Genomic DNA, 22,755 nt, shown 5'->3' with positions numbered 1-22,755 from the left:
CGCCGGATGTACCAAGGACCCGTGCAGGGCGGTCCCGACCCCTACCAGGGGCGGGGCCCGGCTCCCAAGCCCAAGGGGAGCATGCTGATGGCCGGGCTTCTCGTGGCCGGGTCGCTCGGCGGGGTGGCCGCGATCATGGCGGGTCTGCTCGCGTACCTGGCTCCGGCGCTGGAAACCGACGCGCCGTACGGCCCGCCCGTGCCGCAGGCGGCGGACAGCAACATCCAGATCCAGGAGGTCCCGGCCGCCGGTCAGCAGCCGGTGGGCGTGACGCCGTCCTCGGTGGGGCCCGGCGGGCTGGACGCTCCGCTGACGGCCGCCGCGCCCACGGCGGCGCCGCCGTTGCCGGTGGTCATGCCTCCGGAGCCGTTGAAGAGCGACGGTGTGAAGCCGCGGCGGCTGGCCATCCCGAAGATCGGCGTGCTGGCCCCGCTGATGGCGCTCAGCGTCGACTCCAAGCGGGAGATCCAGACGCCTCCGCTGAGCAGGCCCAACCAGGCGGGCTGGTACAAGCACGGCCCGATCCCCGGCCAGCAGGGGCCCTCGGTGGTTCTCGGACACGTGAACACCAAGAAGGGCGCCGCCGTCTTCAGCCGGCTGAAGGAGATCAAGCGCGGGGACCAGATCAAGGTCTCCCGGTCGGACGGGACCATCGCGGAGTTCACGGTCGACGGAGTGGAGCAGGTCAGCAAGGCGGCCTTCCCGTCGAAGCGGGTCTACGGCAACACCGGTGAGGCGACCCTGCGGCTGATCACCTGCGGCGGTGTCTACAACAGCAAGACCGGTCACTACACCGACAACATCATCGTCTACGCGACCCTGTCGAAGACCCGCCGCGCCTGACCGCGCCGCCCGATCGCACCGCATCGACAAGATCGGACCGTGCCGACCGATCGCATCGCGCCGACCGCATCGCACCGCCCGGCTCACGGGCGGGGCGCGGTGCTCGCCGAATCCGCAGGTCACGGCCCCTTCGCCGCCCTCCTCTGATCGTTAGCCTCCCCGGCAATCCGGGTAGGGAGTTGTTCAACAGGAGACATCCCCCCGAACGATCAGAAGGCGGGGGTGTGCCCAGGTGAGCATCGTGCGGGCCGGGGTCGTAGCCGTACTCATAGGGGTGGCCGCTCTCGGCGCGGTCCAGCACTCGAAGTCGGGGAACGACCGATCCGGGGGCTGGGGTGCAAAGCGTCCCGCGCACTCGGCGCCTAAGCACGCCGGAGGCTGGACGACCAAGAACTGGGGCAACGGAGGACGGACGGCCGAGCGCTCGGAGACGAGGATCGAGCGCAGGGGCAACTGGGGACTCGGGCGGCCGAGGCATTCGGATCGCGGACGGCACCGGGCCAGGGAGGCCCGGCGGGATCCGGGATGGGGACGCCACGGGAACCGCGGGTTCTGGCGCCGGGATCCGGGCGGCGAGCGCGGCGACAGATGGAGGTTCGGGCGCCCGAGGGACCGAGAGTCCGAGCGGCGAGGCTCGGATGCCGGGAGCGGTGATCGCTGGGACCATGAGCGGCCGGGAGATCCGGCGTTCGAGCGGTACGAGGGAGACAGGCTCGGGGAGCGCGACGACGGGTGGGAGCCCGGACGTTCGCGGGACCGGGAGCTCGGACGGCCGGAGGGGTTGAGGTCCGGGCGTTACGAGGAGGAGTACGGGTTCAGGCGGGCAGGTCCGGGCGGCGAGCGCGGCGAGGGGTGGGGGTTCGGGCGCCCCGGAGACCGGGAGTTCGGGCGGAGAGGTCCGGAGACCGGGTGGTACGGGGGCCGCGGGTTCGGCCGGTACGGGGCCGACGCCCGGCGCCACCGGGATCGGGAGTCCGCGCGGCCGGCGTGGGCCGGGAACGGCGCGCGGCACCACCGTCACCGGCACGGATACCGGAACGGACACGGACACGGACGCGGACACGCGTACCGGAACGGATACCGGCACGGTCAGGGGCGCTCGGGCGAGGGGCGGGGTGGTCGCGGGCGGTGATTTCGAGATCCCCCGCCCGTCGCCGGGAGCCGGTACGGTGCCCGCTCGGCGGCCGGGGGCTGTGCTGTGATGCGTGCCGGTTCGCCGTTCGGGACCGTGCGGTGCCGATTCGCCGTTCGGGGCCGTGCGGTGCGGTACACCGTTCGGGGCCGTACGGCGGTTCGCCGTTCAAGGCCCGTGCGGTGCCGGTTTCCCGCCCGGGACCGATGCGGGGGCGTGCGGCCGAGGACGGTCACGGGTCCGGAGGCGGGGGGCGCGTGGCCGTCCGTTGACCCGGGTTTCCCTTTTCCGTGCGGAGGAGTGAGCGGTCGGCTTTTCGCGCTTAGGAGTGAGCGATCGGCTGCTCACTCCTTTTTGTGATCGGCAACACTACATCGCGTCCAGGGAAATGCCCCAGGCGACGGTCATGTGGTGTTATCTCAGTCAGAATCGCTTCTGATCGTTAATCGCATGTCCGGTCCGGGTATAGCCGTTTATGCGAATGTGTCTCCCCCGCTGAACCAGAGCGAGGGGTGTACACAGGTGAGCAGGGTGCGGGCCGGTGTGCTGGCCGTATTCATAGGGATCGCCGCGGTAGGCGCCCTTCACCACGCCGATTCCACGGGCACGCGGTCCGTACGTTCCGCGGACGAACGGTCCGGTGACTCGACGGCCAAGCGGCACGCGGGTTCCGGGGCCGGACGGTCCGGCAGTTCCACGGACGGACGCTCCGTGAGCTCCACGACCCGGCATTCCGTGAACCCCGAGGCCCGGCATTTCGGCCGCCACGAGGTCACGCCGATCGTCATCGCGCACCGCGGGGCCAGCGCGTTCCGGCCCGAGCACACGCTTCTCGCCTACACGGTCGCCATCTCGATGGGCACCGACTACATCGAGCCCGATCTCGTCTCGACCAAGGACCACGTGCTGGTCGCCCGGCACGAGAACGAGCTCTCGGCGACCACCGACGTCGCCAGGCACCCCGAGTTCGCCGACCGCAGGACGTCCAAAATCATCAACGGCATCCGGCACACCGGCTGGTTCACCGAGGACTTCACGCTGGAGGAGCTGCGCACCCTCCGCGCCAGGGAGCGTTTCCCCAAGGAGCGGCGGGACAACACGGCGTACGACGGGACGGAGCGCATCCCGACGCTCGACGAGGTGGTCCAGCTCGCGCAGCGGCACGGGGTGGGCGTCTACGCCGAGACCAAGTTCCCCACCTACTTCGCCTCGATCGGGTTGCCGCTCGAGGAGCCGCTGCTGGAGACCTTCGCGCGGTACGGCTGGGACGACGAGCAGGATCCGGCCTTCATCCAGTCCTTCGAGACCGGCAACCTCAAGCGGTTGCGTCCCCTCACGCGGCTGCGGCTCATCCAGTTCGTCGGCGCGACCGGGGCCCCGTACGACCTCGCGAGCACCGGTGACCCCCTCACCTACGACGACATGGTCACCCCGGAGGGGCTGCGGGAGATCGCCAAGTACGCCGACGGCATCGGGGTGGTCACCAAGCGGATCGGTCCCGGCGATCCCGGGGGGCTCGACGGGAGGCCGGTGACGCCGGTCGTGCTCGTCAGGAGCGCCCAGCAGGAAGGGCTCCTGGTCCACGCCACCACGGTTCGCAAGATCGCCGCGCGGCTCCGGGCGGACCTCAGGGGCGAGGCCTCCGGCGGGCGCGCCACCAAACAGGTGAAGAGGTGGCTGGAGCGCCTGTGCAGGCTCAACGTGGACGGAGTGATCGCCGACGACCCCGGCCTGGCCCGCGCCGTACGGGATCAGCTCCGCGCCGGGGACTGAACCCGCGCCGATCGGGATCTCGGGCCTTACCGGGTATTGTCGTGCATTTCGGACACCACCGGTCCGCGCCGGAGGCCGAAGCGCGCCGGTCGGGTGTCACGGGGCGCGAACGTCGCCGGGCACCCGGGCATCCCGGGCATCACCGGTCCGCACCGGAGGCCGGCGCGCGCGCCGGTCGGGTGTCGCGGGGCGCAAACGCTGCCGGGCACCCCGGGTGCCCCGCGTGCCACCTGGGCCGACGCCGCGTGGACGGCCGCCCGGTCCCGGCGTCCCATGGATCCCGGATTACCGTGGAGCTGTGAACAGTTCATCTCCTTTCCGGGACGTCGATCCCGAGGTTCTCGCGATGCGGGCCTCCTCGTTCGGCAGCGAGGCGGAGGCGTACGCGCGGGAACGGCCCGACTACCCCGACGCGGCCGTGCTGTGGGCCCTGGAGCCGGTACGCGGGCGCGAACCGCTGCGCGTCCTCGACCTGGCGGCGGGGACCGGGAAACTGACCACCGTGCTGTCGCGGTACGTCGCCGACGTCGTCGCGGTGGAACCCGACCCGGCCATGCTCGGCGAACTCCACCGCCTGCTGCCCGGCGCCCGGACGATGGCGGGTACGGCGGAGGAGATCCCGCTGCCGGACGGGTCGGTCGACGCGATCCTCGTCGGGCAGGCGCTGCACTGGTTCGACCTCGATCGGGCCCTGCCCGAGATGGTGCGGGTGCTGGCCCCCGGTGGGGTGCTGGCGGGCCTGTGGAACCTCGACGACGACGAGGTCCCCTGGGTGAACGGCCTGAAGGAGGTCTCGAAGAGCCCGGTGTCGTTCCGCCGCTGGCGGCCCGAGTCGATCCTCAGGGAGGGGCCGCTCTTCCCGGTGATCGAGCACACCCGGTTCCCGCACAGCCAGCGCCGTACCGTGGAGTCGATGGTGGCGACGATCTGCACGCACTCGCACGTGCTGACCCTCTCCGAGGCCGAGCGGACCGAACTGACGGACCGGGTCACCGACTACCTGCGCTCCATCCCCGAGACCGCGAGCGGTGAGTTCGATCTCCCGATCACCACCGCCGTGGTCCGCGCCGTCCGCGCCGTCCGCCCAGCTTGAACGGAGCGGCCCGGAGCTGGCAGCCCTGAGCAGGACAAATCTGAGCGGGACGGGTCCGAGCAGGGCAGGCCCGAGCGTGGCGGGTCCAAGCGGAAGGCGGCCCGTCAGCCGGTGCGCATGGCCGCCCGTACCCGCTCAAGGGTGATCGGCAGGTCGCGCTGCCGGAAGCCGGTCGCGTGGAAGACGGCGTTGGCGACCGCCGCGGCGGTGCCGACGATCCCTATCTCGCCGATGCCCTTGGCGCCGACCGGGTTGAGCTCGTCGTCCCGCTCGTCGATCCAGTCGACCTCGATCGCGGGGACGTCGGCGTTCGCCGCGATGTGGTACCCGGCCAGGTCGTCGTTGACGAAGTCGCCGAACCTGGGGTCCACCTTCAGGGCCTCATGCAGGGCCATGGAGATCCCCATCGTCATGCCGCCGAAGAACTGCGAGCGCGCCGTCCTGGCGTTGATGATCCGTCCGGCCGCGAAGATCCCCAGCAGCCGCCGGACCCGGACCTGCCCGCTGTCGAGGTTCACCCCGACCTCGGCGAACTGCGCCCCGAACGAGTGGCGGGCGAAACGCTTCCACACGGCGAGGTCCTCGGCGGTGTCCGCCCGTGCCTCCAGGCCCTCCGGGGGGACCAGGCCGGACCGCTCGTCGAGGTCCTTGACCAGCGCCCGGCAGGCCTTGCTCACCGCCCAGCTCCACGAGGCGGTGCCCATGGACCCCCCGGCGAGCGCCGCGGGACCGAAGACGCTGCGGCCCACCCTGACCGTGACCCGGTCCATCGGCACGCCGAGCTCGTCGGCGGCCACCTGGGTGAGCGCGGTACGGGCGCCGGTGCCGATGTCGGCCGCGGCGATCTCGACCACGAACCTGCCCGTGGGCTCGGCGTAGGCGGTCGCGGTGGACGCCCTGGTGTAGACGGGGTAGGTCGAGGCCGCGACGCCGGTCCCGACGAGCCACCGGCCGTCCTCGCGGACGCCAGGCGTGGGGTCGCGCCCGGCCCAGCCGAAGCGCGCCGCCCCCTCGCGCAGGCAGGCGACCAGGCCGCGGCTGCTGAACGGGAGCCCCGACTCGGGTTCGGCGGAAGGCTCGTTGACGATCCGCAGCTCGACGGGGTCCATCCCGAGGGCGTACGCCAGCTCGTCCATCGCCGACTCCAGGGCGAACATCCCCGGAGCCTCGCCGGGAGCGCGCATCCACGAGGGGCTCGGCACGTCCAGCCGCAGGAGCCGGTGGGCGGTGTGGCTGTTGGGCGTCGCGTACATCATGCGGGTGGGCGAGACCGTCTGCTCGGTGAACTCGACGAGGTTCGAGCTCTGCTGGAGCGCGTCGTGCCACACCGCCGTCAGCCTGCCGTCGCGCTCGGCTCCCAGGCGTACGCGCTGCACGGTGGGCGTCCGGTAGCTGACGAGCGGGAACATCTGCTGCCGGGTCATCGCCACCTTGACCGGCCGCCTGACGGCGCGGGCGGCCAGTGCCGCCAGCACGGTCGGCGGGCGGGGCGCCCCCTTCGACCCGAAACCGCCGCCGACGTGGTCCGCGACGACGCTCACCGCGCTCTCGGGAAGGCCGAACAGCCGGGCGATCGCGGTCGCCGACATCCACGGTGCCTGGTCGGCGTTGTAGAGCGTCAGGGTCTCGCCCTCCCAGAACGCGATCGTGGCGTGCGGCTCCATCGGGGTGGCGTGCTCGGCCGGGGTCGTGTAGGCGGCGTCCACGCCGACCGGCGCCGCCGCCAGGGCGCTCTCGGCGTCACCCCAGTCGACCGTCCCCGTGAAACCCGCGTTGACCTTCTCCGGGGAGAAGATCCGCGGGCTGCCGGGGTCCAGCACGACCTCGTACTCCTCCTCCTCGTAGTCCACGCGCACCGCCGAGGCCGCCTCGCGGGCCCCCTCCAGGGTGGTCGCGACCACGGCCGCGACGATCTGCCCCCGGTAGGCGACGTCGGCCGACTGCAGGACGGCCAGCTCGGCGTCCTGTACGGGACGCAGCCGGGAGACGTTGCCGCTGTCCAGCACGGCGATCACCCCCGGCTGGGCCAGCGCGGCGGCGCCGTCGACGGAGCGCACCCGCCCCCGGACGATCGTGGACTGCACCGGCCAGACGTAGAGGGCGTCCGGTACGGGGTACTCGTACGCGTAGCGGGCCGCGCCGGTGACCTTGTCGCGTCCTTCGATCCTGACCGGTGCCCCACCCACCACCTTGTCGAGCGTGGTCATCCTCGCTCCTCCCACGTGAAGTCGTTCCCGTTCCCGGTGGACCCGCCGAACCCGGCGGACCCCGTGGGCCCTGTGGACCCCGTGGACCTCGCGGGCCCCGCCGGTTCCGTGAGGTCGCGGACGCTCGCCGCGATCAGGTCGCCGGCCAGCCCGATCTTGAACTCGTTCCGGGGGAGGGGACGCGCCGCCGCGAACTCCGCCTCCGCGGCCGCCAGCAGCAGCGCCCTGGTCGGCCGGTGGCCGGTCAGCATCCCCTCGGCCTGCCGGGCCCGCCACGGCACGGGGGCCACCGCGCCCAGCGCGAGCCGGACCTCCCGCAGCGAACCGTCGGCCTCCGTCGCGACCACCGCCGCGACCGAGACCACCGCGAACGCGTAGGACCAGCGGTCGCGGATCTTGCGGTACAGCATCGCCGCGCCCTCCGGGGGCGGGGGCAGCTCGATCCCGGTGATCAGGTCACCGGGCTCCAGCACCGTCTCCCGGTCCGGGGTGTCGCCGGGCAGCAGGTAGAAGCGGGAGAGCGGCACCGCCCGCTCCTCGCCTCCCGCGAGCCTGATGTGCACCACGGCGTCGAGGGCGGCCATCGCCACCGCCATGTCGGAGGGGTTGGTGGCCACGCAGGCGTCCGAGGTGCCGATCACCCCCAGGTCGCGGTGGTCGCCGCCGATCGCCGAGCAGCCGGTGCCCGGCTCGCGCTTGTTGCACGGCTTGGTGACGTCCTGGAAGTACGGGCAGCGGGTGCGCTGCAGCAGGTTCCCGCCGGTGGTCGCCATCGACCGCAGCTGCCCGGAGGCCCCGGCCAGCACGGCCTGGGAGAGCGAGGGGAAACGTTCCCTGATGCCCCGGTCGCCGGACAGGTCGCTGTTGCGGACCATCGAGCCGATGAGCACGCTCCCGTCGGCGCGGTGCTCGATCCGGTCGTACGGCAGCCCGGTGACGTCCACCAGCGTCGCAGGCCTGGCCACGCCGAGCTTCATCAGGTCCACGAGGTTGGTGCCGCCCGCCAGGAACATCGCGTCGGTGCCGTCGAGGACGGCGGTGGCGGCGGTGCCGGGGTCGGTGGCGCGCTCGTAGGTGAAGGGCCTCATCGCGCGCCCCCGGGGTTCCGCCCGGCGAGAACGCCCCCGCCTGCCGCGTCGAGGACGGCCTCCACGATTCCGGCGTACGCCCCGCAGCGGCAGAGGTTGCCGCTCATCCGCTCGCGGACCTCCTCGGCGTCCAGGGCGCCGCTGGAGGCGACTCCCGCGGCGACGTCCTCGGTGACATGGCTCGGCCAGCCCCGTTCCGCCTCGTCGAGCGCGCCGATGGCCGAGCAGATCTGGCCCGGCGTGCAGTAGCCGCACTGGAAGCCGTCGTGATCGAGGAACGCCTGCTGGAGGGGGTGCAGATCGTCCGTGCCGGCGAGACCGGCCACCCCCTCGATGGTGACGATCTCCTGCCCGGCGGTCGTGACAGCGAGTGTCAGGCAACTGTTCACCCGGCGGCCGTCCAGCAGGACCGTGCACGCCCCGCACTGCCCGTGGTCGCATCCCTTCTTCGTCCCCGTCAGTCCGAGATACTCCCGTAGCGCGTCCAGGAGGGTCACCCGGTTGTCCAGGGATACGGAGTGGTCGGCACCGTTGATGCGCAGCGTGATTTCGCTGCTGAACGTTTCGACTGCCATGCGTTTATCCTGTCAATTCCCCGACGATGGGGGGATTTCTGATTAATCTGAAAATTCAAAAGAAGCGGCAATCGCGACGCTTCGAGAATCACGGGGGAGCCAAGAAGTCGCCAAGACCGGCGACACCCCGGCCCGGACGGCCGGGTGTCAGCGGGGCCCGGTGAGCAGGTGCCGCGCGACCTCCACGTCGGTGATCAGCACGTTGACCCACCCGCCCCGGAGAGCGGCCCTGATCGCGGCGTGTTCCCGCTCGCCACCGGCGACGGCCACCCGGCGCCCGACGGAGCGGAGGGTGTCGGCGCCTATCCCGACGACCCGCCGGTCGAAGGCCGAGTCGACCGGGTCGCCCCCGGCGTCGAAGAAGCGCAGGCACACGTCACCGACGGCACCGAGGGAACGAAGCTCCTCCCGGTCGGCGGGATCGACGTCGTGGCCGAGGGGGCTGCCGGTTCCCGGCGGAAGGTCCCGGCCGGCGGGATCGACAGCGTGGCCGAGGGGGCTGCCGGTTCCGGGCGGGCGTTCCCGGTCGGCGGGACCGACGGCGTGGCCGCTTCCGGGCGCGAGTTCCCGGTCGGCGTGGCCGAGGGGGCTGTCGCTCCCGGGCGGGCGTTCCCGGCCGGTGTCGCCGCTTCCAGGCGGGAGCGGGGGCGGGAGTAGGGGCGGCTCCAGGCTTCCGATGTCGACCAGCACGACGGTCAGCTCCCGCCACTGCGCCGTCACCTCGGCGACGGCCGGGTCCCGCAGCAGCGCGTCGCGGGCCGTCGGCGTGCCGGCGACGCCCGCGGAGGGGGCGAAGACGGGCCTGGCGCGGGTGACGCCCGCGAGACGGCTGATCAGCCGGGCGGCGTGGCCCCGCGCCCCCGGGCCGCCGAGGTCTCCGACGACCTGTACGACGCGGTCGGCCGCCTGGGTGTTCCTGGAGTGCATCCGGTCGACGGCCGCGGGCAGGATCCCGCTCCGGGAGGAGACGCCGATGACGTCCCCGCACCGGAAGGTGGTGCCGAAGTAGAACGCGGCGGCCGAGGCCAGGGCGACGTCGCCCGTGGTCCCGCCGGTGTCGACCACCACGGCGTCCCGCAGCGCGTAACGGCGCTGGAGCCGTTCTTCGAGCTCGGTGTGCACTCCCTCGGGGAGGGCCACGACGGTGCGGACGACGCCCCGGGCGATGGCCTCCTTGAGCAGGCGGGAGACGCGCGGCTGCGAGATGCCGAGGGCCGCGGCGATCTCGGGTTGCCGCATGCCCTGCTCGTGGTACATCCGGGCCACCCGTGCCAGCAGGCGCAGATGGCCGGAGCCCTGGCCCCGCCCCGGCTCGGGGACGACCATGCACCGCCTCCTCGTCAGCCGGGTACGGGTACGACCGGCCCTTTCCGATGCGGCCGGATGGGACCGGTCCTCTCTGATGCCGCGGCGCGCCTCGATCCGCCGCTTCCCGAGGGAGTCGCTTCCCGAGGGAGGGGACAAGGCGCCGCCTCGCCCGCGGTCGGCCACTCAGCGTACCGGCCCGCTGCCTCTCCGTGCCGGTGAGCCGGAAGACGTGATCCCCGGCCACGGGCCCGCGGGCACCCGGCCACGCCGACCGGGGGACGAACCGGTCAGCCCGGCCGCCTGCCCGCGGCCATCGCCGACACGGTGGCCCCGCGCCGCTGGAACCGCTGCCGGCCCCGATCCAGCACCACGACGAGAACGAGCACGGCTCCCTTGACGAGGATCTGCCAGAACGCCGACAGGCCCACGAGCACCAGGCCCTCGGAGAGGAGGCCGATGACGCAGGCCCCGAGGAGGGTGCCCCGCACCGTGCCGAGCCCCCCGCCCAGCGCGGCGCCGCCGAGGATCACCGCGCTGATCGCGTTGAGCTCGTACGCCTCACCGGCCAGCGGTGTCGCCGAGGTGAGCTCCGAGGCGATGACGAGACCCGCGAGTGCCGCGCAGGCGCCGGAGATCACGTACACGGTCGTCCTGACGCGGTCGATCGGGACCCCGGAGAGCTCCGCGGCCCGTTCGTTGCCGCCCGCGGCGTACAGCCACCGTCCGAAAGGCGTCTTCGTGAGCACCAGGGTGACGGCGACGGCGAGGAGGGCCGCGATCCAGACCGCCATCGGGAGGCCGAGCGGTCGCCCGTGGCCGAGCACCTCGAAGCCGGTGTTGCCCAGCCCGGGGTTGCCGTCCAGGTTGGGGTAGGTGGAGCCGTCGGAGATCAGCAGCGCGATCCCCCGCGCCACGTACAGCATGCCGAACGTCGCGATGAACGGCGGCACCTTGAAACGGGTGATGACGACGCCGTTCACCAGGCCGACGAGCATGCCGACCGCGACGCAGAGCACGATCACGCCCCACACGGGCGGGTAGGCGACGGCGTCGGCGAACCCGAGTTCGAGTCCTTCGAGCAACTCGCCGGCGACGACCCCGGAGAGCCCGGCGATCGAGCCCACCGACAGGTCGATGCCGCCCCTGACGACGACGAGCAGCACGCCGAGCGCGATCACCGCGTTGATCGCGATGTGCTTGGCCGTCATGACGAGGTTCGGCATGGAGAGGAACGAGTCCGACAGCAGGTAGAAGACCACGACCATGGCCACGAGCGCGATGGGCGCCCGCAGCTCGAACAGGCCGTTCACCAGGGAGAGGCGGCGGGCCTCGGTCGCGGCTCCCTCCGGCGGGGAGTGGCCTGGCGACGCCGGCGCGGGGGGCGTTTCCCGAGGTGTCACCCCTCACCGTCCCTGCCCGCGCGCCTGTCGAGGCCGATGTGAAAGCCGGTGTCCGTGCCGAGGTCGGCGTCCATGCCGGTGCCGAGGCCGGTGTCGAGATCGGTAGCCGTGTCGAGGTCGGCGGCGGTGCCGTCCGCGACCCTCAGCAGCTCCTCACGGGTTGTCGTGCCGCGCCGGAACTCGCCGACGAGGACCCCGCGGGCGAGCACCAGCAGGCGGTCGGGGACGCGCAGGGCCTCCTCCGGGTCCGACGTGGTGAAGAGGACGGCCAGGCCGCGTTCCGCCCGTGCCGCGATGAGCTCGAAGATGTCCGCCCTGGCGCCGACGTCGACGCCGCACGAGGGCTCGTCCAGCAGGAGCACCCGGGGAGCGGTGAGCAGCGCCCTGCCGATGACCACCTTCTGCTGGTCGCCGCCGCTCAGCGACGTCACGGGCGCCTCAGCACCGCTCGTGTCGCTCGTGCCACCTATGCCGCTCGTGTCACCCACGCCACCAGCGCCACCCGTGCCGCCCGCGTCGCTCATGTCGCTCATACCGCTCATACCGCTTGTGTCACCCGCGCCGCCCGTCCCGGGGGTGATGTCGGCGATCATCCGGCGGACGGCGTCCCGCTCGCGGTCACGGCGGACGAACAGCCGCCGGACGAACGCGCCCAGCCCGGCCAGGGAGAGGTTCTCCCCGACCGACATCGTCTGGACGAGGCCGTCGCGCCGCCGGTCCCCCGGGACCAGGACCATGCCCAGGCCGACGCGGTCGCGGATCCCCACGCCCTCCAGCGGGACGCCGGAGAGCAGGACCCGGCCCGACTGCGAGGGGATCCGGCCGGCGAGCGCCTCCAGCAACTCGGTGCGGCCCGAGCCCGTCAGCCCGTAGATCCCCACGATCTCGCCCTCCCGCACGGTCAGGGAGAGATCGTCGACGGCGAGGCGGCCGGGGTTGGCCGGGTCGGCCACCACGAGGCCGCGCAGGGCGAGCAGCTCCTCCCCGGCGACCGGGGCACTGCGCGGGGGCGGGTCGCCCCGGCCGGGGCCGGTCATCCGCTCCACGATCCACCGGACGCCGACGTTCCCGGCGTCGGCCGTGGCGACCGGCCGCCCGTCACGCAGTACGACGACGTCGTCGGCGATCTCCAGTGCCTCCTCCAGGTGCGAGGAGACGTAGACGATCGCCACACCGTTGGAGGCCAGCTCTTTGACGACCCGGAACAGGACCTTGACCTCGGGGGCGGTGAGCGCCGAGGTGGGCTCGTCCATGATCAGTACCCGCGCCTCCTGGAGGAGCGCCCGCGCGATCTCGACGATCTGCTGCTCGCCCGGAGTCAGGTCACCGACCGGCAGGTCGGGATCCAGATACTCCTCCAGGCTGTGCAGGACCGCCGCGGCGGTGGCCCGCTGGGACGAACGGTCGATCACCCAGGGGCCGCCGCAGATCTCCCTGGCCAGGAACAGGTTGTCCTGGATGCTCAGGTTGGGGCAGAGGCTGAGCCCCTGGTGGACGATCGCGACGCCCTGGTCGGTGGCGTCGCGGGGCGACGCGAACCTGACGGGCTCCCCGTCGAGCTCGACATGGCCGGTGGTGGGGTGCTCGATCCCGGAGAGGATCCTCATCAGGGTCGACTTGCCGGCCCCGTTCTCGCCGAACAGCGCGGTCACCCGGCCGGCGGCGACGTCGAAGTCGACCTCCCTGAGCACGTGCGTGCCCCCGTAGACCTTGGTGACGCCTCGGGCGCTCAGGACGGTGGCGGTCGGGGTCCTCACGGAATCTCCTTGATCGAGACCGGGGTGATGGTCACGACGGAGGGGGTGAGGAAGCTGAAGGCCCCGACGAAGGAGATCTTCTTGCCCTTCAGCCGTGACACGTCCAGGTTCTTGAGCAGCTTCTCCCGCATCTGGTCGTTCAGCGCGGTGGCGGCGTCGGCGTACTCCACCTGGTCGAGGAACTGCCCGAAGCCGATGAACCCCACCGCGTCCCGCAGCGCCGTGCCGTTGATGACCGGGCCGACCTGCAGCGACACCCGGGTGTCGGGAGGAAGGCCGGGCACGGTCACGTGCATCAGCCCCGATCTCACCGTCCCGGCCGTGCCGGTGCCCTTGACCGCGAAGGTGAAGGGGCCGTTGCCCTGCCGGACGCCGTACCGCTTCCCGGCCTCCTCCATGTCGGCGTGCATGGCGTTCACCAGCACGGGCAGCTCGACGGCCCTCCTCTCGACCGCGGGCACGATCTTGTTCTCGTACGTCCGCTCCCCGTACGCGGCCGGGTCGAACCGCCGGGGACCCGCGGCCGCGACGGACTCCGCCGAGCGGTACTGGGTGCTGAACCCGATGGCCGCCAGGAGGGCCACCGCCAGGGCGACGGCGATCCACCGCGCCGGGATCCGCCGGCGGGGCGCCTTCCCGCCGGGCCCGCCGCGCGCCCGCGATGCGACCGGCGTGCTCATCTCAGTCCTTCCAACGGGGAAACCTCACAGGTGATCGCTGATCCGTCCGCGGGGAGAGAGCCCCGGCCGGGGGAGGGCTCACGGGAGAGGCCGGGGACGATCGTCGCCGTTCGGCGAGGCCCTCCGGACTGCACGGTGTGCCGCCGGGGAGTCCCCGCGCGGGCGAGGACCACTCCGCCGCCTCACGGGCGCGGTGGATGCTCCTCATGAGCCGTATACCCGTTCGCACGCCTTCCACCGAATCCTCTCCGGACGGGAACCGGTCGAGCCGCCGGACGTCGTCGCCCGGCCCGCGCGGCGGGCGCGCGGACGAGATCATGGCCCGGCCGGGTGGACCCGGCCGATGACCGCGGTGTGGATGTCAGTGAAATATTTCAACGACCCAAGGGAGTATTCGGAGTGACCGAATCGGGCCCACCGCAGGTTCCACCCTGCCCGATGACGCTCCCATATGGTGATCTTTAAGTGCGTTCACACCGGTTTTGACCTGGCCTTTTCCATATATCCAGCCGCCGATTGCCATCTCCGGGCCGCCCTCCCGCCGCGCGGCCGGATCCGCGGCGAGGCCTTCGGACGGCCTCCGCGAGGCCTCTCGTGCACGTTCCGTGTCCGGACAGCGGCCAACTCGACCCGCCACGACGGGCTTTACCGATGTACGGTGTCGTTTGCTGTGTGATAGATGGGAATTTGTGTCCGTTTAGCCGACTTGCTCGCGCGTCGCGGTCTCTGTTCGTAGGATCTATGCCGAACCTTGACCACAACCCGTAAGCCTCGGCGGCCGGTGTGAGGCCGGTCGATCAAGCTGGAACGAGGAGAAACTGTGCTGAAGTCCAAGACGCGGCTGCGCGTCGCGGTCAAGACGGCCGTGGTCGCTACGGCGGGCGCGGGTATCTTCAGTGCGTTTCCCGCGCTCGCGTCCATCTACGCGGCTCCCACTCCGGTGACCTACAACTGCAGGCTCGCCGGTGCCGGGGCGGCGTCGCCGTACACCTTCACCATGGACCTCACCGCCCCGACGTCGGCGGCGGTGAACTCCCCCCTCGTGGCGACCTGGAAGATCGGCCTGCCGGCCACCCTTCCCTCCCTCACCCCGTCCGTGGCCGTATCGCCGAGCGCGAGCGTCGTCGCCGACGCGGAGGTGCAGATCAGCGCCAGTCCCACGGGAGTCCTGACGCCCCCCACGGAGCTCCGCCCGATCCTGGTCACCGCCGCGCCCCCGGCCGTCGGGCAGCCGGTCACCGCGCCTCCCCTGCTCGTCACGGTGACCCCCCTCGCGACCGGGGTCATCGCCTTCCAGCCCGACGCGTTCACCCTGTACCGGGCGACCGGCGCGCCGGGTGCCGCGAACGAGGTCGAACTGCTCGACTGCGACCCCCCCGAGGCCGCCCAGGCCTCGCCGGCCGCGGTGCGGGTGACCGTCGGGACGGGCGCTCCCGGTCAGTCGACCACCCCGACGCCGACTCCGACGCCGACCCCCACCCCGACCAACTCGGCCACCAGGACCCCCACGCCGACCCTGACCGTCACCCAGACCAGGACCGCCGACGTGGAGCCCGACCCCGACGCCAACGAGCAGATCGACGAGACCCCCAAGGGCGCGGCCTCCACGGGCGGCGGCGGAGACGCCGGCCCCGACGCTCGGATGATCATGTTCAGCGGTGTGCTGATGGTGGCCCTCGCCGGGTTCGGCGGGCTCGTGCTGCGGCGTCGCACCGCCGGTCGCGGTTGATCGGAGTGGCCGGATGACCACCCCCCCACCGCCGGGTGGCTGGCCGCCCCCGGGGCCACCGCCGCACTACCGGCCGGTCCCGGTCCCTCCGCCGTATCCGCCGCCGCCGGGGCACCACCAGCAGCAGCAGTACGGCCCGCCGTACGAGGAGTGGCCCGGCCAGGAGCCCCTCGCCGGCGGCGGCCGGATGATGCGGTCGGTGCTCATCCTGGCCGGGATCGCCGGGGTGGTCACGGTGCTGGTGGGCCTGCTCTACATGCTGGCCGCGCCCGAGGAGTACGGGCTGGCCGACGGGCGCACCACGCTGCCGCCCCGCGACCTGGCCGCGGCACCGGCGAACCCCTACTTCCAGGCGCCCCCGACCGCGCCGCCGCCCCTGCCCAGCCTGCCCGCGGCCCCGGCCATGCAGCCCTCGTCCCCGGTGCGCCTGGTCATCCCGCGGCTCGGGGTCAACGCGCCCGTCAGGTCCGTCGGGCTCGACAGGAAGGGCGCCATCGAGGTGCCGCCGGTCGGCAACCCGAACCTGGTCGGCTGGTACCGCTCGGGCCCCACCCCCGGTGAGGCGGGTCCCGCGATCATGCTCGGGCACAAGGACACGCGCTCGGGAGTCGCGGTGTTCAGCCGCCTCGACGAGATCCGCAACGGCGACGTCATCGAGGTGCACCGCAAGGACGGGATCATCGCCGTCTACACGGTGGGCGGCCTGGAGCAGGCGGAGAAGTCGGTGTTCCCGACGCAGCGGGTGTACGGCCGGTCGCCGACCCCCCAGCTGCACCTGATCACCTGCGGTGGCGTCTACAACCGCGCGACCGGTCACTACACCGACAACGTCATCGCCTACGCGACCATGACGAGCACCAAGAAGGCCTGAGCGGACCGCTCGGGCCTCGTCCTCCTTCTTCTTCGGGAAAACGTCGCGCTCGCCCCCCTCCTTCGGGGGAGGCGTCGCGCTCGCCCGTCGTTTTCGGAGAGGGCGCCGCGCTCGCCGCCGCACGGGCGGCTCCCGTCCAGGGCACGGGCAGGGGTTGTGTTGTAATCTCCTACTAACCGAACATTGCTCGGTTTCGTAAGCAGGAGGCACTGTGGCAGAGGCGTACATCGTCGGGGCGGTCCGCACCCCCGTCGGCAAGAAGAAGGGCGGTCTGTCCACCGTCCACCCCACCGATCTGGCCGCGCACACCCTCGGCGCCCTCGTCGAGCGTACGGGCGTCGACCCGTCCGCGGTCGAAGACGTGATCATGGGCTGCGTCATGCAGTTCGGCCCGCAGAGCATGGACATCGCGCGCAACGCGTGGCTGTCGGCGGGACTTCCGGAGAACGTCGCCGGTGTGACCATCGACCGCCAGTGCGGCTCCTCCCAGCAGTCGATCCACTTCGCGGCCCAGGGAGTGCTCTCCGGCACCCAGGACCTCGTCGTGGCCGCCGGGGTGGAATCCATGAGCATCGTCCCCATGGGGTCGAGCATCACCACCGCCCTGGAGAAGGGCATGCCCTTCCCGTTCGGGGAGAAGTGGGTGGAGCGGTACGGCAAGCAGGAGATCTCCCAGTTCCGCGGCGCGGAGCTCATGTGCGAGAAGTGGGGCCTCAAGCGCGAGGAGCTGGAGCGGTTCGCGTACGAGAGCCACCAGCGGGCCTCCAAGGCCGTCGCGAACGGCTACTTCAAGGACCAGATCGCCCCGATCAACGGTGTCGAGGACGACGAGGGCCCGCGCCCGGACACCACGCTGGAGAAGATGGCGTCGCTGAAGACGCTGAAGCCCGACGGCGTGATCACGGCCGCCACCTCCTCGCAGATCTCCGACGGTTCGGGAGCGCTCCTGATCGCCTCCGAGCAGGCCGTACGCGACCACAACCTGACCCCCAGGGCGCGCATCGTCACCCTGGCGCTCACCGGCGACGACCCGGTCTACATGCTGACCGCGCCGATCCCGGCGACGCAGAAGGCGCTGAAGAGGGCGGGCCTGTCCATCGAGGACATCGACGTCACCGAGATCAACGAGGCGTTCGCCCCCGTCCCGCTGGCGTGGATCAACGACCTGGGCGCCGACCCGGCCAAGGTCAACCCGAACGGCGGCGCGATCGCCCTGGGCCACCCGCTGGGCGGTACCGGCGCGATCCTGATGACCAAGCTCCTGCACGAGCTGGAGCGGACCGGCGGCCGGTACGGGTTGCAGACGATGTGCGAGGGCGGCGGCCAGGCCAACGTCACGATCATCGAACGCCTCTGACACCGGCGCCCGCGCAGTCCGCGCAGTCCGCACGGTCCGAGCAGTGCTCGTGAGGTGTCGCTGAGACGCCTCTGAGATGGGGAAGGCCCCGTTCCTGGACTCCAGGACCGGGGCCTTCCACGTTTCCGCGAAGGGGACCCGCAGGTCGGCGCTCCGCGAAGGGACCTGCGGGTAGGCCCCGCGAAAGGTCCACAGGCCGGCCCCGCGAAGGGACCCGCGGGCCGGCCCCGCGAAGAGGCCGCAGGTTGGCCTCGCGAGCCGGCCCGCGGGTCAGCGGCCGCCCTTGCCGGGAATCCGGCGCGGCTGCTGGGTAGGCCGCACCGGCGCCGGAGGCATCGGCAAATGCCGGGGCGCCGGGGGCACGACGTGCTCGGGGAGCGGGGTGCGGGGCTTGGTGGTCTTGCCGGTCTTGGCGGTCTTGGACTTCTCGTCACGCTTCTGCGCGAGTTTGTGAGCAGGGCGGATTCGCATATGGGACTCCTTGAAGAATGTGACGACGCGGTGAGATCCCGGGTCGGACAACTCAGCTGCCGCGTCAGACGAACGGGGCCAGAGGGCTGAGTGCGGGCGGATCGGCGAGGACCGATCGACGCCTGCTCTTAGGAGTTAATCCACATGCGAACGAACATACGGCGCCCCATCAAGGCCGTGCAACCGATTTATTCGCCACCGATTCCAGGCCGCGCGCACCCGGCAAAACCGGCCGACCCCGCAGGGGCCGAGGCAGTGAGACCCGACGAAATCGGCTGCCCCCGTCGATTCCGGGCCGTGCGCCTGGCGAGATCGGCTGACCCCGCAGGGGCCGGTGAGCCCCGATGAATCCCGTCGGGACTCACCCGGTGGGACCGGCCGGTCCCGCCGGGGCCGGGCGTTCGGGGAGCTCGACATGAACGCGGGTGCCCTCCCCGGGAGCCGAGGTGATCCAGCTGCGGCCGCCGTGCGCGTCGGTGATCGCCTTGACGATCGACAACCCCAGCCCGGCGCCGTCGGGCAGCCGCTCCCCGCCCCGGTGGAAGCGGTCGAAGGCCCGGTCCACCTGCTCGGCGGACATCCCGGGGCCGTCGTCGGAGACCTCGATCAGCGCGCCGCCGTGTGGCCGCCGCGCGATCCGTACGGTGGCCGTGGTCCCCGCCGGGGTGTGCGTCCGCACGTTCGCCAGGAGATTGACCAGGATCTGCCGGATCCTGGCCTCGTCCGCGGTGACGGTCAGCGACCCGGGGGCGTTCACGACGATCGGCGACCCCGGCTCGACGGCCGTGCAGTCAGCGCTCACGTCCCGCGCCACCGAGGCCAGATCGGTCTCCGTGAGCTGGAGCCCGGCGTTCCCGTCCAGGCGGGCGAGGTCGAGCATCTGGCTGACGAGATCACCCATCCGGGTGGCCTCGTCCTCGATCCTGCCCATGATCCTGGGCAGGTCCTCGGCGCGCAGCGCCCCGGTCCGGTAGAGCTCGGCGTACCCCCGGATGGTGGACAGCGGGGTCCGCAGCTCGTGCGAGGCGTCGGCGGCGAAGCGGCGGACGCGCTCCTCCGACGCCCAGCGGTCCCTGAAGGCCTGCGCGATCCGGTCGAGCAGCAGGTTCACGGCCGTGCCGATCCGCCCGACCTCCGAGGGGCCCTCGGGCATCCGTACCGACAGGTCGCCCTCCCCGGCCATGTGGTACGCCGCCCCGGCGATCCTGGCCAGCGGCGCGAGGCCCCGGGTGATCAGGGCGCGGCCGGCGAGCGCGAGCACCAGGATCAGCGCGCCGCCGGTGAGCAGTTCGGCGATGACGAGTCGGCGGATCGGGGCCTCGACGGACTCCAGCGGGACGGCGACGACCACCAGCCGGTTGCCCTGCCTGGCCTCGGCCACCCGCGCGATCATGCCCTGGCCGTCCGCCGTGCCGAGCGCGAACGCCTCCCCGCTCTCGGCCTGGACCTTCAGGTAGGCGATGCCGAGTGCCTCCACCAGCTGGGGTACGGCCGCGGCGGCGGGCGCGTCCCCGTTGACGAGCCTGGCCCGGCCCGAGTTGAGGTTCAGCGCGGCGACGGCGTAGGTGGACCCGGTCAGGGTCTGCGCGAGCTGGCCGCCGGGGGCGGCGACGATCCGCTTGGCGGCGGTCGCGGTGGCCGCCCGCAGCTGCCCGTCGAGCCGTTCCATGAGGTGCCCGCGCAGGACGAGGACGCTCACGATGGACAGCATCACCAGCAGGGCCGTGCTCACCGCGAGCAGGCCCGCGAGCAGCCGCGCCCTGAGCGACATCAGTCGCCCCGGGGCGGGCGCAGCGCGTAACCGACCCCGCGCTGGGTGTGGATCAGCGGCGGGCCGAGCGGGTCGAGCTTGCGGCGCAGGTAGGAGATGTACGTCTCGACGACCTGCGAGGAACCCCCGTAGCCCCAGACGTGTTCCAGCAGCTGGCGCTTCGTCAGGACCAGGCCGGGATGTTCCATCAGGAAGGCGAGCAGCCGGAACTCGGTGGGGGAGAGGTCCAGCGCGACCCCGGCCCGCCGCGCCTCCCAGCGTGACTCGTCGAGCTCCAGGTCCGCCACCCTGAGCGTCCCGGCGGGGTCGTCGGAGACGGCCGTCCTGCGGAGCACCGCCCGCACGCGGGCGACGAGGGCCTCGACGGAGAAGGGCTTGGTGACGTAGTCGTCGCCGCCCAGGGTGAGGCCGCGTACGGTGTCGGTGGAGGTGTCCCTCGCCGTCAGGAAGATCACCGGGGTGTGCAGGCCCGCGGTCCTGATCCTCCGGCACACCTCGAACCCGTCGATGTCGGGGAGCATCACGTCGAGCACGATCAGCGCGGGAGGGCCGCCCTCCACCGCGTCGAGGGCCTCCCCGCCGGTCGCCACGCCCGTCACCCCGAAGCCGTGGAAGCGCAGGGCGACCTCGACGATGTCGCGGATGTTGGGGTCGTCCTCGACGACGAGGATGGTGCGCTCATTCATGGAGGCCCCATTCTTGCCTACTGGCCGGTGCTTCATCCCGGTTCGTAGCTTCTAGTCCTCAATGGGAGGCCGCTGGTTCTCAATGGGAGGCCGCCGCGAAGCGGTGGAATCCCGGCGCATCTCGGTGATCCCACCGCTTCACGGTCGGCTTCCGCCGGCCTCCGGGGTTTCGGTCAGCTCCCCGGGGTGGTGACCGGCGGGTCCAGGAGGGCGCGGTCACGCGGTACGAACACCGCGGCGGCCGTCGGGTCGGTCGAGGTGGGGACGCCGATCACGAAGACCCCGTCGCCGACGACCAGCTTGGTGAGGTCGGCGCGGACGCCGAGCCTGCGGAACCTCGTGGACGTGTCGAGGTTCCAGTTCCAGACGAGGCCGTCCTTGCTCTTGACGGTCAGCTTGTTCTCGCCCTTGGCGGTGATCACACCGCGCTGCCAGGTGTAGTCGATGAACGTCGACTTCTTGTCCCTGACGGTGGCCCGTCCGTGGATGCCGACGACCCACAGGTTGTAGTGGGAGCGCAGCCTCGGCCCGCGAAGCGTGGAGTCGGCCTTGAGCAGCTGGTCGGCGATGGCGGTCACGCCGGTCGGCACCGGGGCGGCCGTGTCGGTCGCCCAGGCGGTGGAGCCCGTCAGCATGATCGACGCCGTAATGGCCGCGGCGCCGAGTGCCAGTTTCCTCTTCATGGTGATCCTTCCGGGAACGCCTCCCGACGGGGAGACGTCGATCAGGCAATCGCCCCGGGCTGTGATCTCTGGGGGAGGATCCTGGGAATTCCCTGAGAGCCGTGGAAAGCCGCGCGCGGTGCCGCTCCCGGAAGGCCGGGAACGACACCGCGCGGAGGGTGTCTCGGGGGCCGCGAGCAACGCCGCGAGTCACGTCGCGGGTCTCTGTCGCGTGCTATTCGGGTACGCGTGCTATTCGGGTACGCGTGCTACTCGGGTACGCGGCCTACTTGGGCACGCGGGCCACTTGGGTCGGGCTACTAGGGTGCGCGGCCTACTCGGGTCGCGCTACTTGGGCACGCGGGCGACGCAGAAGACGGTCTGCCCGAACGGCGGGCGGACGAAGCGCTCGATGAGCCGGGTCAGGGGCACCACCGTACGGTCGTAGATCTTGACCAGGCGGGGGTCGGGGTAGCCGACGCCGCCGCGGCGGACGGCGGCCCACCAGGCGATGCCGCCCAGGAAGTTGATCGGCTTGAGCACGTCGATGTCCAGGCCCGCCTTGGAGACCGTGCTGCGCAGGGTGGCGGGGGTGTAGCGGGTGACGTGGCCGACCTTGCGGTCGAAGTCTCCGTACAGCTGCATGTAGCCGGGCACCCAGATGACGATCCGGCCGCCGGGGAGGGTGACCTTGGCGAGGGAGCGCAGGGCCTCGACGTCGTCCTCGATGTGCTCCAGGACGTTCATCATCACGACGGTGTCGACCTTCTCACCGATCGGGATCTCGGTCGGCAGGCCGAACTGGAGCACGTCGATCTCGTCGCGGCCCTCGAAACGCTTCTGCAGCTGCTCCACGCAGTAGGGGTCGAAGTCGCTGACCACCAGCCGGTCGAGACGGGGCAGGAACGCCTCGGCGAAGTGGCCGAGCCCGGAGCCGATCTCCAGCATGGACCGGCCCACGTGCGGGGCGACCATGTCGAGCTCGTACTGCCGGTAGTTCTTGGCCTCGTCCCCACCCAGGTGGTTCTCCAGGGCCTCGTCACCGGCCGCGGGTTGCACTACGCGGTCATACCCAGACATGCGGTTCCGTCCAGCTCGCTTACGGAAGGGCCGGGGCGAGGCCACGGCCAGGGACAGCCAGAGTCTAGTGGCGCTTCCCTCGCGGCGGCCCCTTAAACGCTTCACGGCCGGCGCGGTCCCCCGGGTCGAACGCCTCACGGCCGATGCGGCCTCCTCGGTCAGACGCCTCACGGCCGATGCGGCCTCCTCGGTCGAACACCTCACGGCCGATGCGGTCTCCTCGGCTGAACGCCTCTCGGCCGATGCGGGCCTTCTCGGCCGAACGCCTCACG

18 protein-coding genes are annotated in these 22,755 nt (G+C 71.9%); 6 read left to right on the top strand and 12 right to left on the bottom strand.

From position 1 onward, the window contains the following. Positions 1 to 6: 6 nt before the first annotated feature. From ABT053_RS22260 to ABT053_RS22250, 3 genes are all read left to right on the top strand, one after another. The gene (locus tag ABT053_RS22260) at positions 7 to 843 is read left to right on the top strand and encodes a class F sortase (RefSeq protein WP_350970990.1); all 837 of its coding nucleotides are present in this window, start codon (positions 7 to 9) and stop codon (positions 841 to 843) included. Between the two features lie 1,843 nt (positions 844 to 2,686). Then, positions 2,687 to 3,748, top strand: a complete 1,062-nt coding sequence (locus ABT053_RS22255) for a glycerophosphodiester phosphodiesterase family protein (protein ID WP_350970989.1) — start codon at positions 2,687 to 2,689, stop codon at positions 3,746 to 3,748. A gap of 298 nt (positions 3,749 to 4,046) precedes the next feature. Continuing rightward, complete coding sequence (locus ABT053_RS22250) at positions 4,047 to 4,841, top strand: class I SAM-dependent methyltransferase (protein WP_350970988.1); 795 nt, start codon at positions 4,047 to 4,049, stop codon at positions 4,839 to 4,841. 104 nt (positions 4,842 to 4,945) lie between these two features. Here the strand turns inward: ABT053_RS22250 and ABT053_RS22245 are convergent, their stop codons facing one another. From ABT053_RS22245 to ABT053_RS22215, 7 genes are all read right to left on the bottom strand, one after another. Beyond that, positions 4,946 to 7,048 (bottom strand): xanthine dehydrogenase family protein molybdopterin-binding subunit, encoded by a 2,103-nt coding sequence (locus tag ABT053_RS22245; protein ID WP_350970987.1) that lies wholly within the window; start codon positions 7,046 to 7,048, stop codon positions 4,946 to 4,948. Beyond that, a complete protein-coding gene (locus ABT053_RS22240) occupies positions 7,045 to 8,136 on the bottom strand; it encodes an FAD binding domain-containing protein (RefSeq protein ID WP_350970986.1) in 1,092 nt (363 codons plus the stop codon). The genes ABT053_RS22245 and ABT053_RS22240 overlap by 4 nt, the downstream gene beginning before the upstream one ends. Continuing rightward, the gene (locus ABT053_RS22235; protein WP_350970985.1) at positions 8,133 to 8,711 is read right to left on the bottom strand and encodes a 2Fe-2S iron-sulfur cluster-binding protein; all 579 of its coding nucleotides are present in this window, start codon (positions 8,709 to 8,711) and stop codon (positions 8,133 to 8,135) included. The genes ABT053_RS22240 and ABT053_RS22235 overlap by 4 nt, the downstream gene beginning before the upstream one ends. Positions 8,712 to 8,858: 147 nt before the next feature. Further along, positions 8,859 to 10,037, bottom strand: a complete 1,179-nt coding sequence (locus ABT053_RS22230) for a sugar-binding transcriptional regulator (RefSeq protein WP_350970984.1) — start codon at positions 10,035 to 10,037, stop codon at positions 8,859 to 8,861. A 269-nt stretch (positions 10,038 to 10,306) separates the two neighbouring features. Next, a complete protein-coding gene (locus ABT053_RS22225) occupies positions 10,307 to 11,419 on the bottom strand; it encodes an ABC transporter permease (protein WP_350970983.1) in 1,113 nt (370 codons plus the stop codon). Beyond that, positions 11,416 to 13,176, bottom strand: a complete 1,761-nt coding sequence (locus ABT053_RS22220; protein ID WP_350970982.1) for a sugar ABC transporter ATP-binding protein — start codon at positions 13,174 to 13,176, stop codon at positions 11,416 to 11,418. The genes ABT053_RS22225 and ABT053_RS22220 overlap by 4 nt, the downstream gene beginning before the upstream one ends. Continuing rightward, positions 13,173 to 13,856, bottom strand: a complete 684-nt coding sequence (locus ABT053_RS22215) for a DUF2291 family protein (protein ID WP_350970981.1) — start codon at positions 13,854 to 13,856, stop codon at positions 13,173 to 13,175. The genes ABT053_RS22220 and ABT053_RS22215 overlap by 4 nt, the downstream gene beginning before the upstream one ends. Positions 13,857 to 14,676: 820 nt before the next feature. On the opposite strand from ABT053_RS22215, the gene ABT053_RS22210 reads away from it, so the two are divergent. The 3 genes from ABT053_RS22210 to ABT053_RS22200 all read left to right on the top strand — a co-directional run bounded on the left by ABT053_RS22210 (position 14,677) and on the right by ABT053_RS22200 (position 17,813). Further along, the gene (locus tag ABT053_RS22210; RefSeq protein ID WP_350970980.1) at positions 14,677 to 15,585 is read left to right on the top strand and encodes a hypothetical protein; all 909 of its coding nucleotides are present in this window, start codon (positions 14,677 to 14,679) and stop codon (positions 15,583 to 15,585) included. Between the two features lie 13 nt (positions 15,586 to 15,598). Next, entirely contained in the window at positions 15,599 to 16,456 is an 858-nt protein-coding gene (locus ABT053_RS22205; RefSeq protein ID WP_350970979.1) for a class F sortase, read from the top strand. Between the two features lie 211 nt (positions 16,457 to 16,667). After that, positions 16,668 to 17,813, top strand: coding sequence for an acetyl-CoA C-acetyltransferase (locus ABT053_RS22200; protein ID WP_350970978.1), 1,146 nt, complete (start codon positions 16,668 to 16,670; stop codon positions 17,811 to 17,813). A 270-nt stretch (positions 17,814 to 18,083) separates the two neighbouring features. On the opposite strand, the gene ABT053_RS22195 is transcribed toward ABT053_RS22200, so the two are convergent. The 5 genes from ABT053_RS22195 to ABT053_RS22175 form a co-directional block, all read right to left on the bottom strand. Continuing rightward, entirely contained in the window at positions 18,084 to 18,284 is a 201-nt protein-coding gene (locus ABT053_RS22195) for a hypothetical protein (RefSeq protein ID WP_350970977.1), read from the bottom strand. Between the two features lie 361 nt (positions 18,285 to 18,645). Next, on the bottom strand, positions 18,646 to 20,055 hold the full coding sequence (locus ABT053_RS22190; RefSeq protein WP_350970976.1) for a sensor histidine kinase: 1,410 nt from the start codon (positions 20,053 to 20,055) through the stop codon (positions 18,646 to 18,648). Further along, complete coding sequence (locus tag ABT053_RS22185; RefSeq protein WP_350970975.1) at positions 20,055 to 20,741, bottom strand: response regulator transcription factor; 687 nt, start codon at positions 20,739 to 20,741, stop codon at positions 20,055 to 20,057. The genes ABT053_RS22190 and ABT053_RS22185 overlap by 1 nt, the downstream gene beginning before the upstream one ends. Before the next feature lie 173 nt (positions 20,742 to 20,914). Beyond that, positions 20,915 to 21,424: a hypothetical protein gene (locus ABT053_RS22180; RefSeq protein ID WP_350970974.1), complete on the bottom strand. Its 510-nt coding sequence runs from the start codon at positions 21,422 to 21,424 to the stop codon at positions 20,915 to 20,917. Positions 21,425 to 21,751: 327 nt separating this feature from the next. Continuing rightward, positions 21,752 to 22,462: a class I SAM-dependent methyltransferase gene (locus tag ABT053_RS22175; protein ID WP_350970973.1), complete on the bottom strand. Its 711-nt coding sequence runs from the start codon at positions 22,460 to 22,462 to the stop codon at positions 21,752 to 21,754. Positions 22,463 to 22,755: the final 293 nt, after the last annotated feature.

Origin of the sequence: Streptosporangium sp. NPDC002524, assembly GCF_040295985.1 — a bacterium.
In the GTDB taxonomy this organism is placed as follows: Bacteria; Actinomycetota; Actinomycetes; order Streptosporangiales; family Streptosporangiaceae; genus Streptosporangium.
The sequence above is the reverse complement of the archived record's forward strand: the minus strand, read 5'-3'. Positions and strand labels throughout refer to the sequence as shown.

Bases quoted from the DNA above. Each gene is read 5' to 3' on its own strand.
- ABT053_RS22230 (WP_350970984.1), bottom strand. From the start codon at position 10,037: ATGGTCGTCCCCGAGCCGGGGCGGGGCCAGGGCTCCGGCCATCTGCGC.
- ABT053_RS22180 (WP_350970974.1), bottom strand. From the start codon at position 21,424: ATGAAGAGGAAACTGGCACTCGGCGCCGCGGCCATTACGGCGTCGATC.
- ABT053_RS22215 (WP_350970981.1), bottom strand. From the start codon at position 13,856: ATGAGCACGCCGGTCGCATCGCGGGCGCGCGGCGGGCCCGGCGGGAAG.
- ABT053_RS22195 (WP_350970977.1), bottom strand. From the start codon at position 18,284: ATGCGAATCCGCCCTGCTCACAAACTCGCGCAGAAGCGTGACGAGAAG.
- ABT053_RS22235 (WP_350970985.1), bottom strand. From the start codon at position 8,711: ATGGCAGTCGAAACGTTCAGCAGCGAAATCACGCTGCGCATCAACGGT.
- ABT053_RS22205 (WP_350970979.1), top strand. From the start codon at position 15,599: ATGACCACCCCCCCACCGCCGGGTGGCTGGCCGCCCCCGGGGCCACCG.
- ABT053_RS22185 (WP_350970975.1), bottom strand. From the start codon at position 20,741: ATGAATGAGCGCACCATCCTCGTCGTCGAGGACGACCCCAACATCCGC.
- ABT053_RS22240 (WP_350970986.1), bottom strand. From the start codon at position 8,136: ATGAGGCCCTTCACCTACGAGCGCGCCACCGACCCCGGCACCGCCGCC.
- ABT053_RS22190 (WP_350970976.1), bottom strand. From the start codon at position 20,055: ATGTCGCTCAGGGCGCGGCTGCTCGCGGGCCTGCTCGCGGTGAGCACG.
- ABT053_RS22260 (WP_350970990.1), top strand. From the start codon at position 7: ATGTACCAAGGACCCGTGCAGGGCGGTCCCGACCCCTACCAGGGGCGG.
- ABT053_RS22245 (WP_350970987.1), bottom strand. From the start codon at position 7,048: ATGACCACGCTCGACAAGGTGGTGGGTGGGGCACCGGTCAGGATCGAA.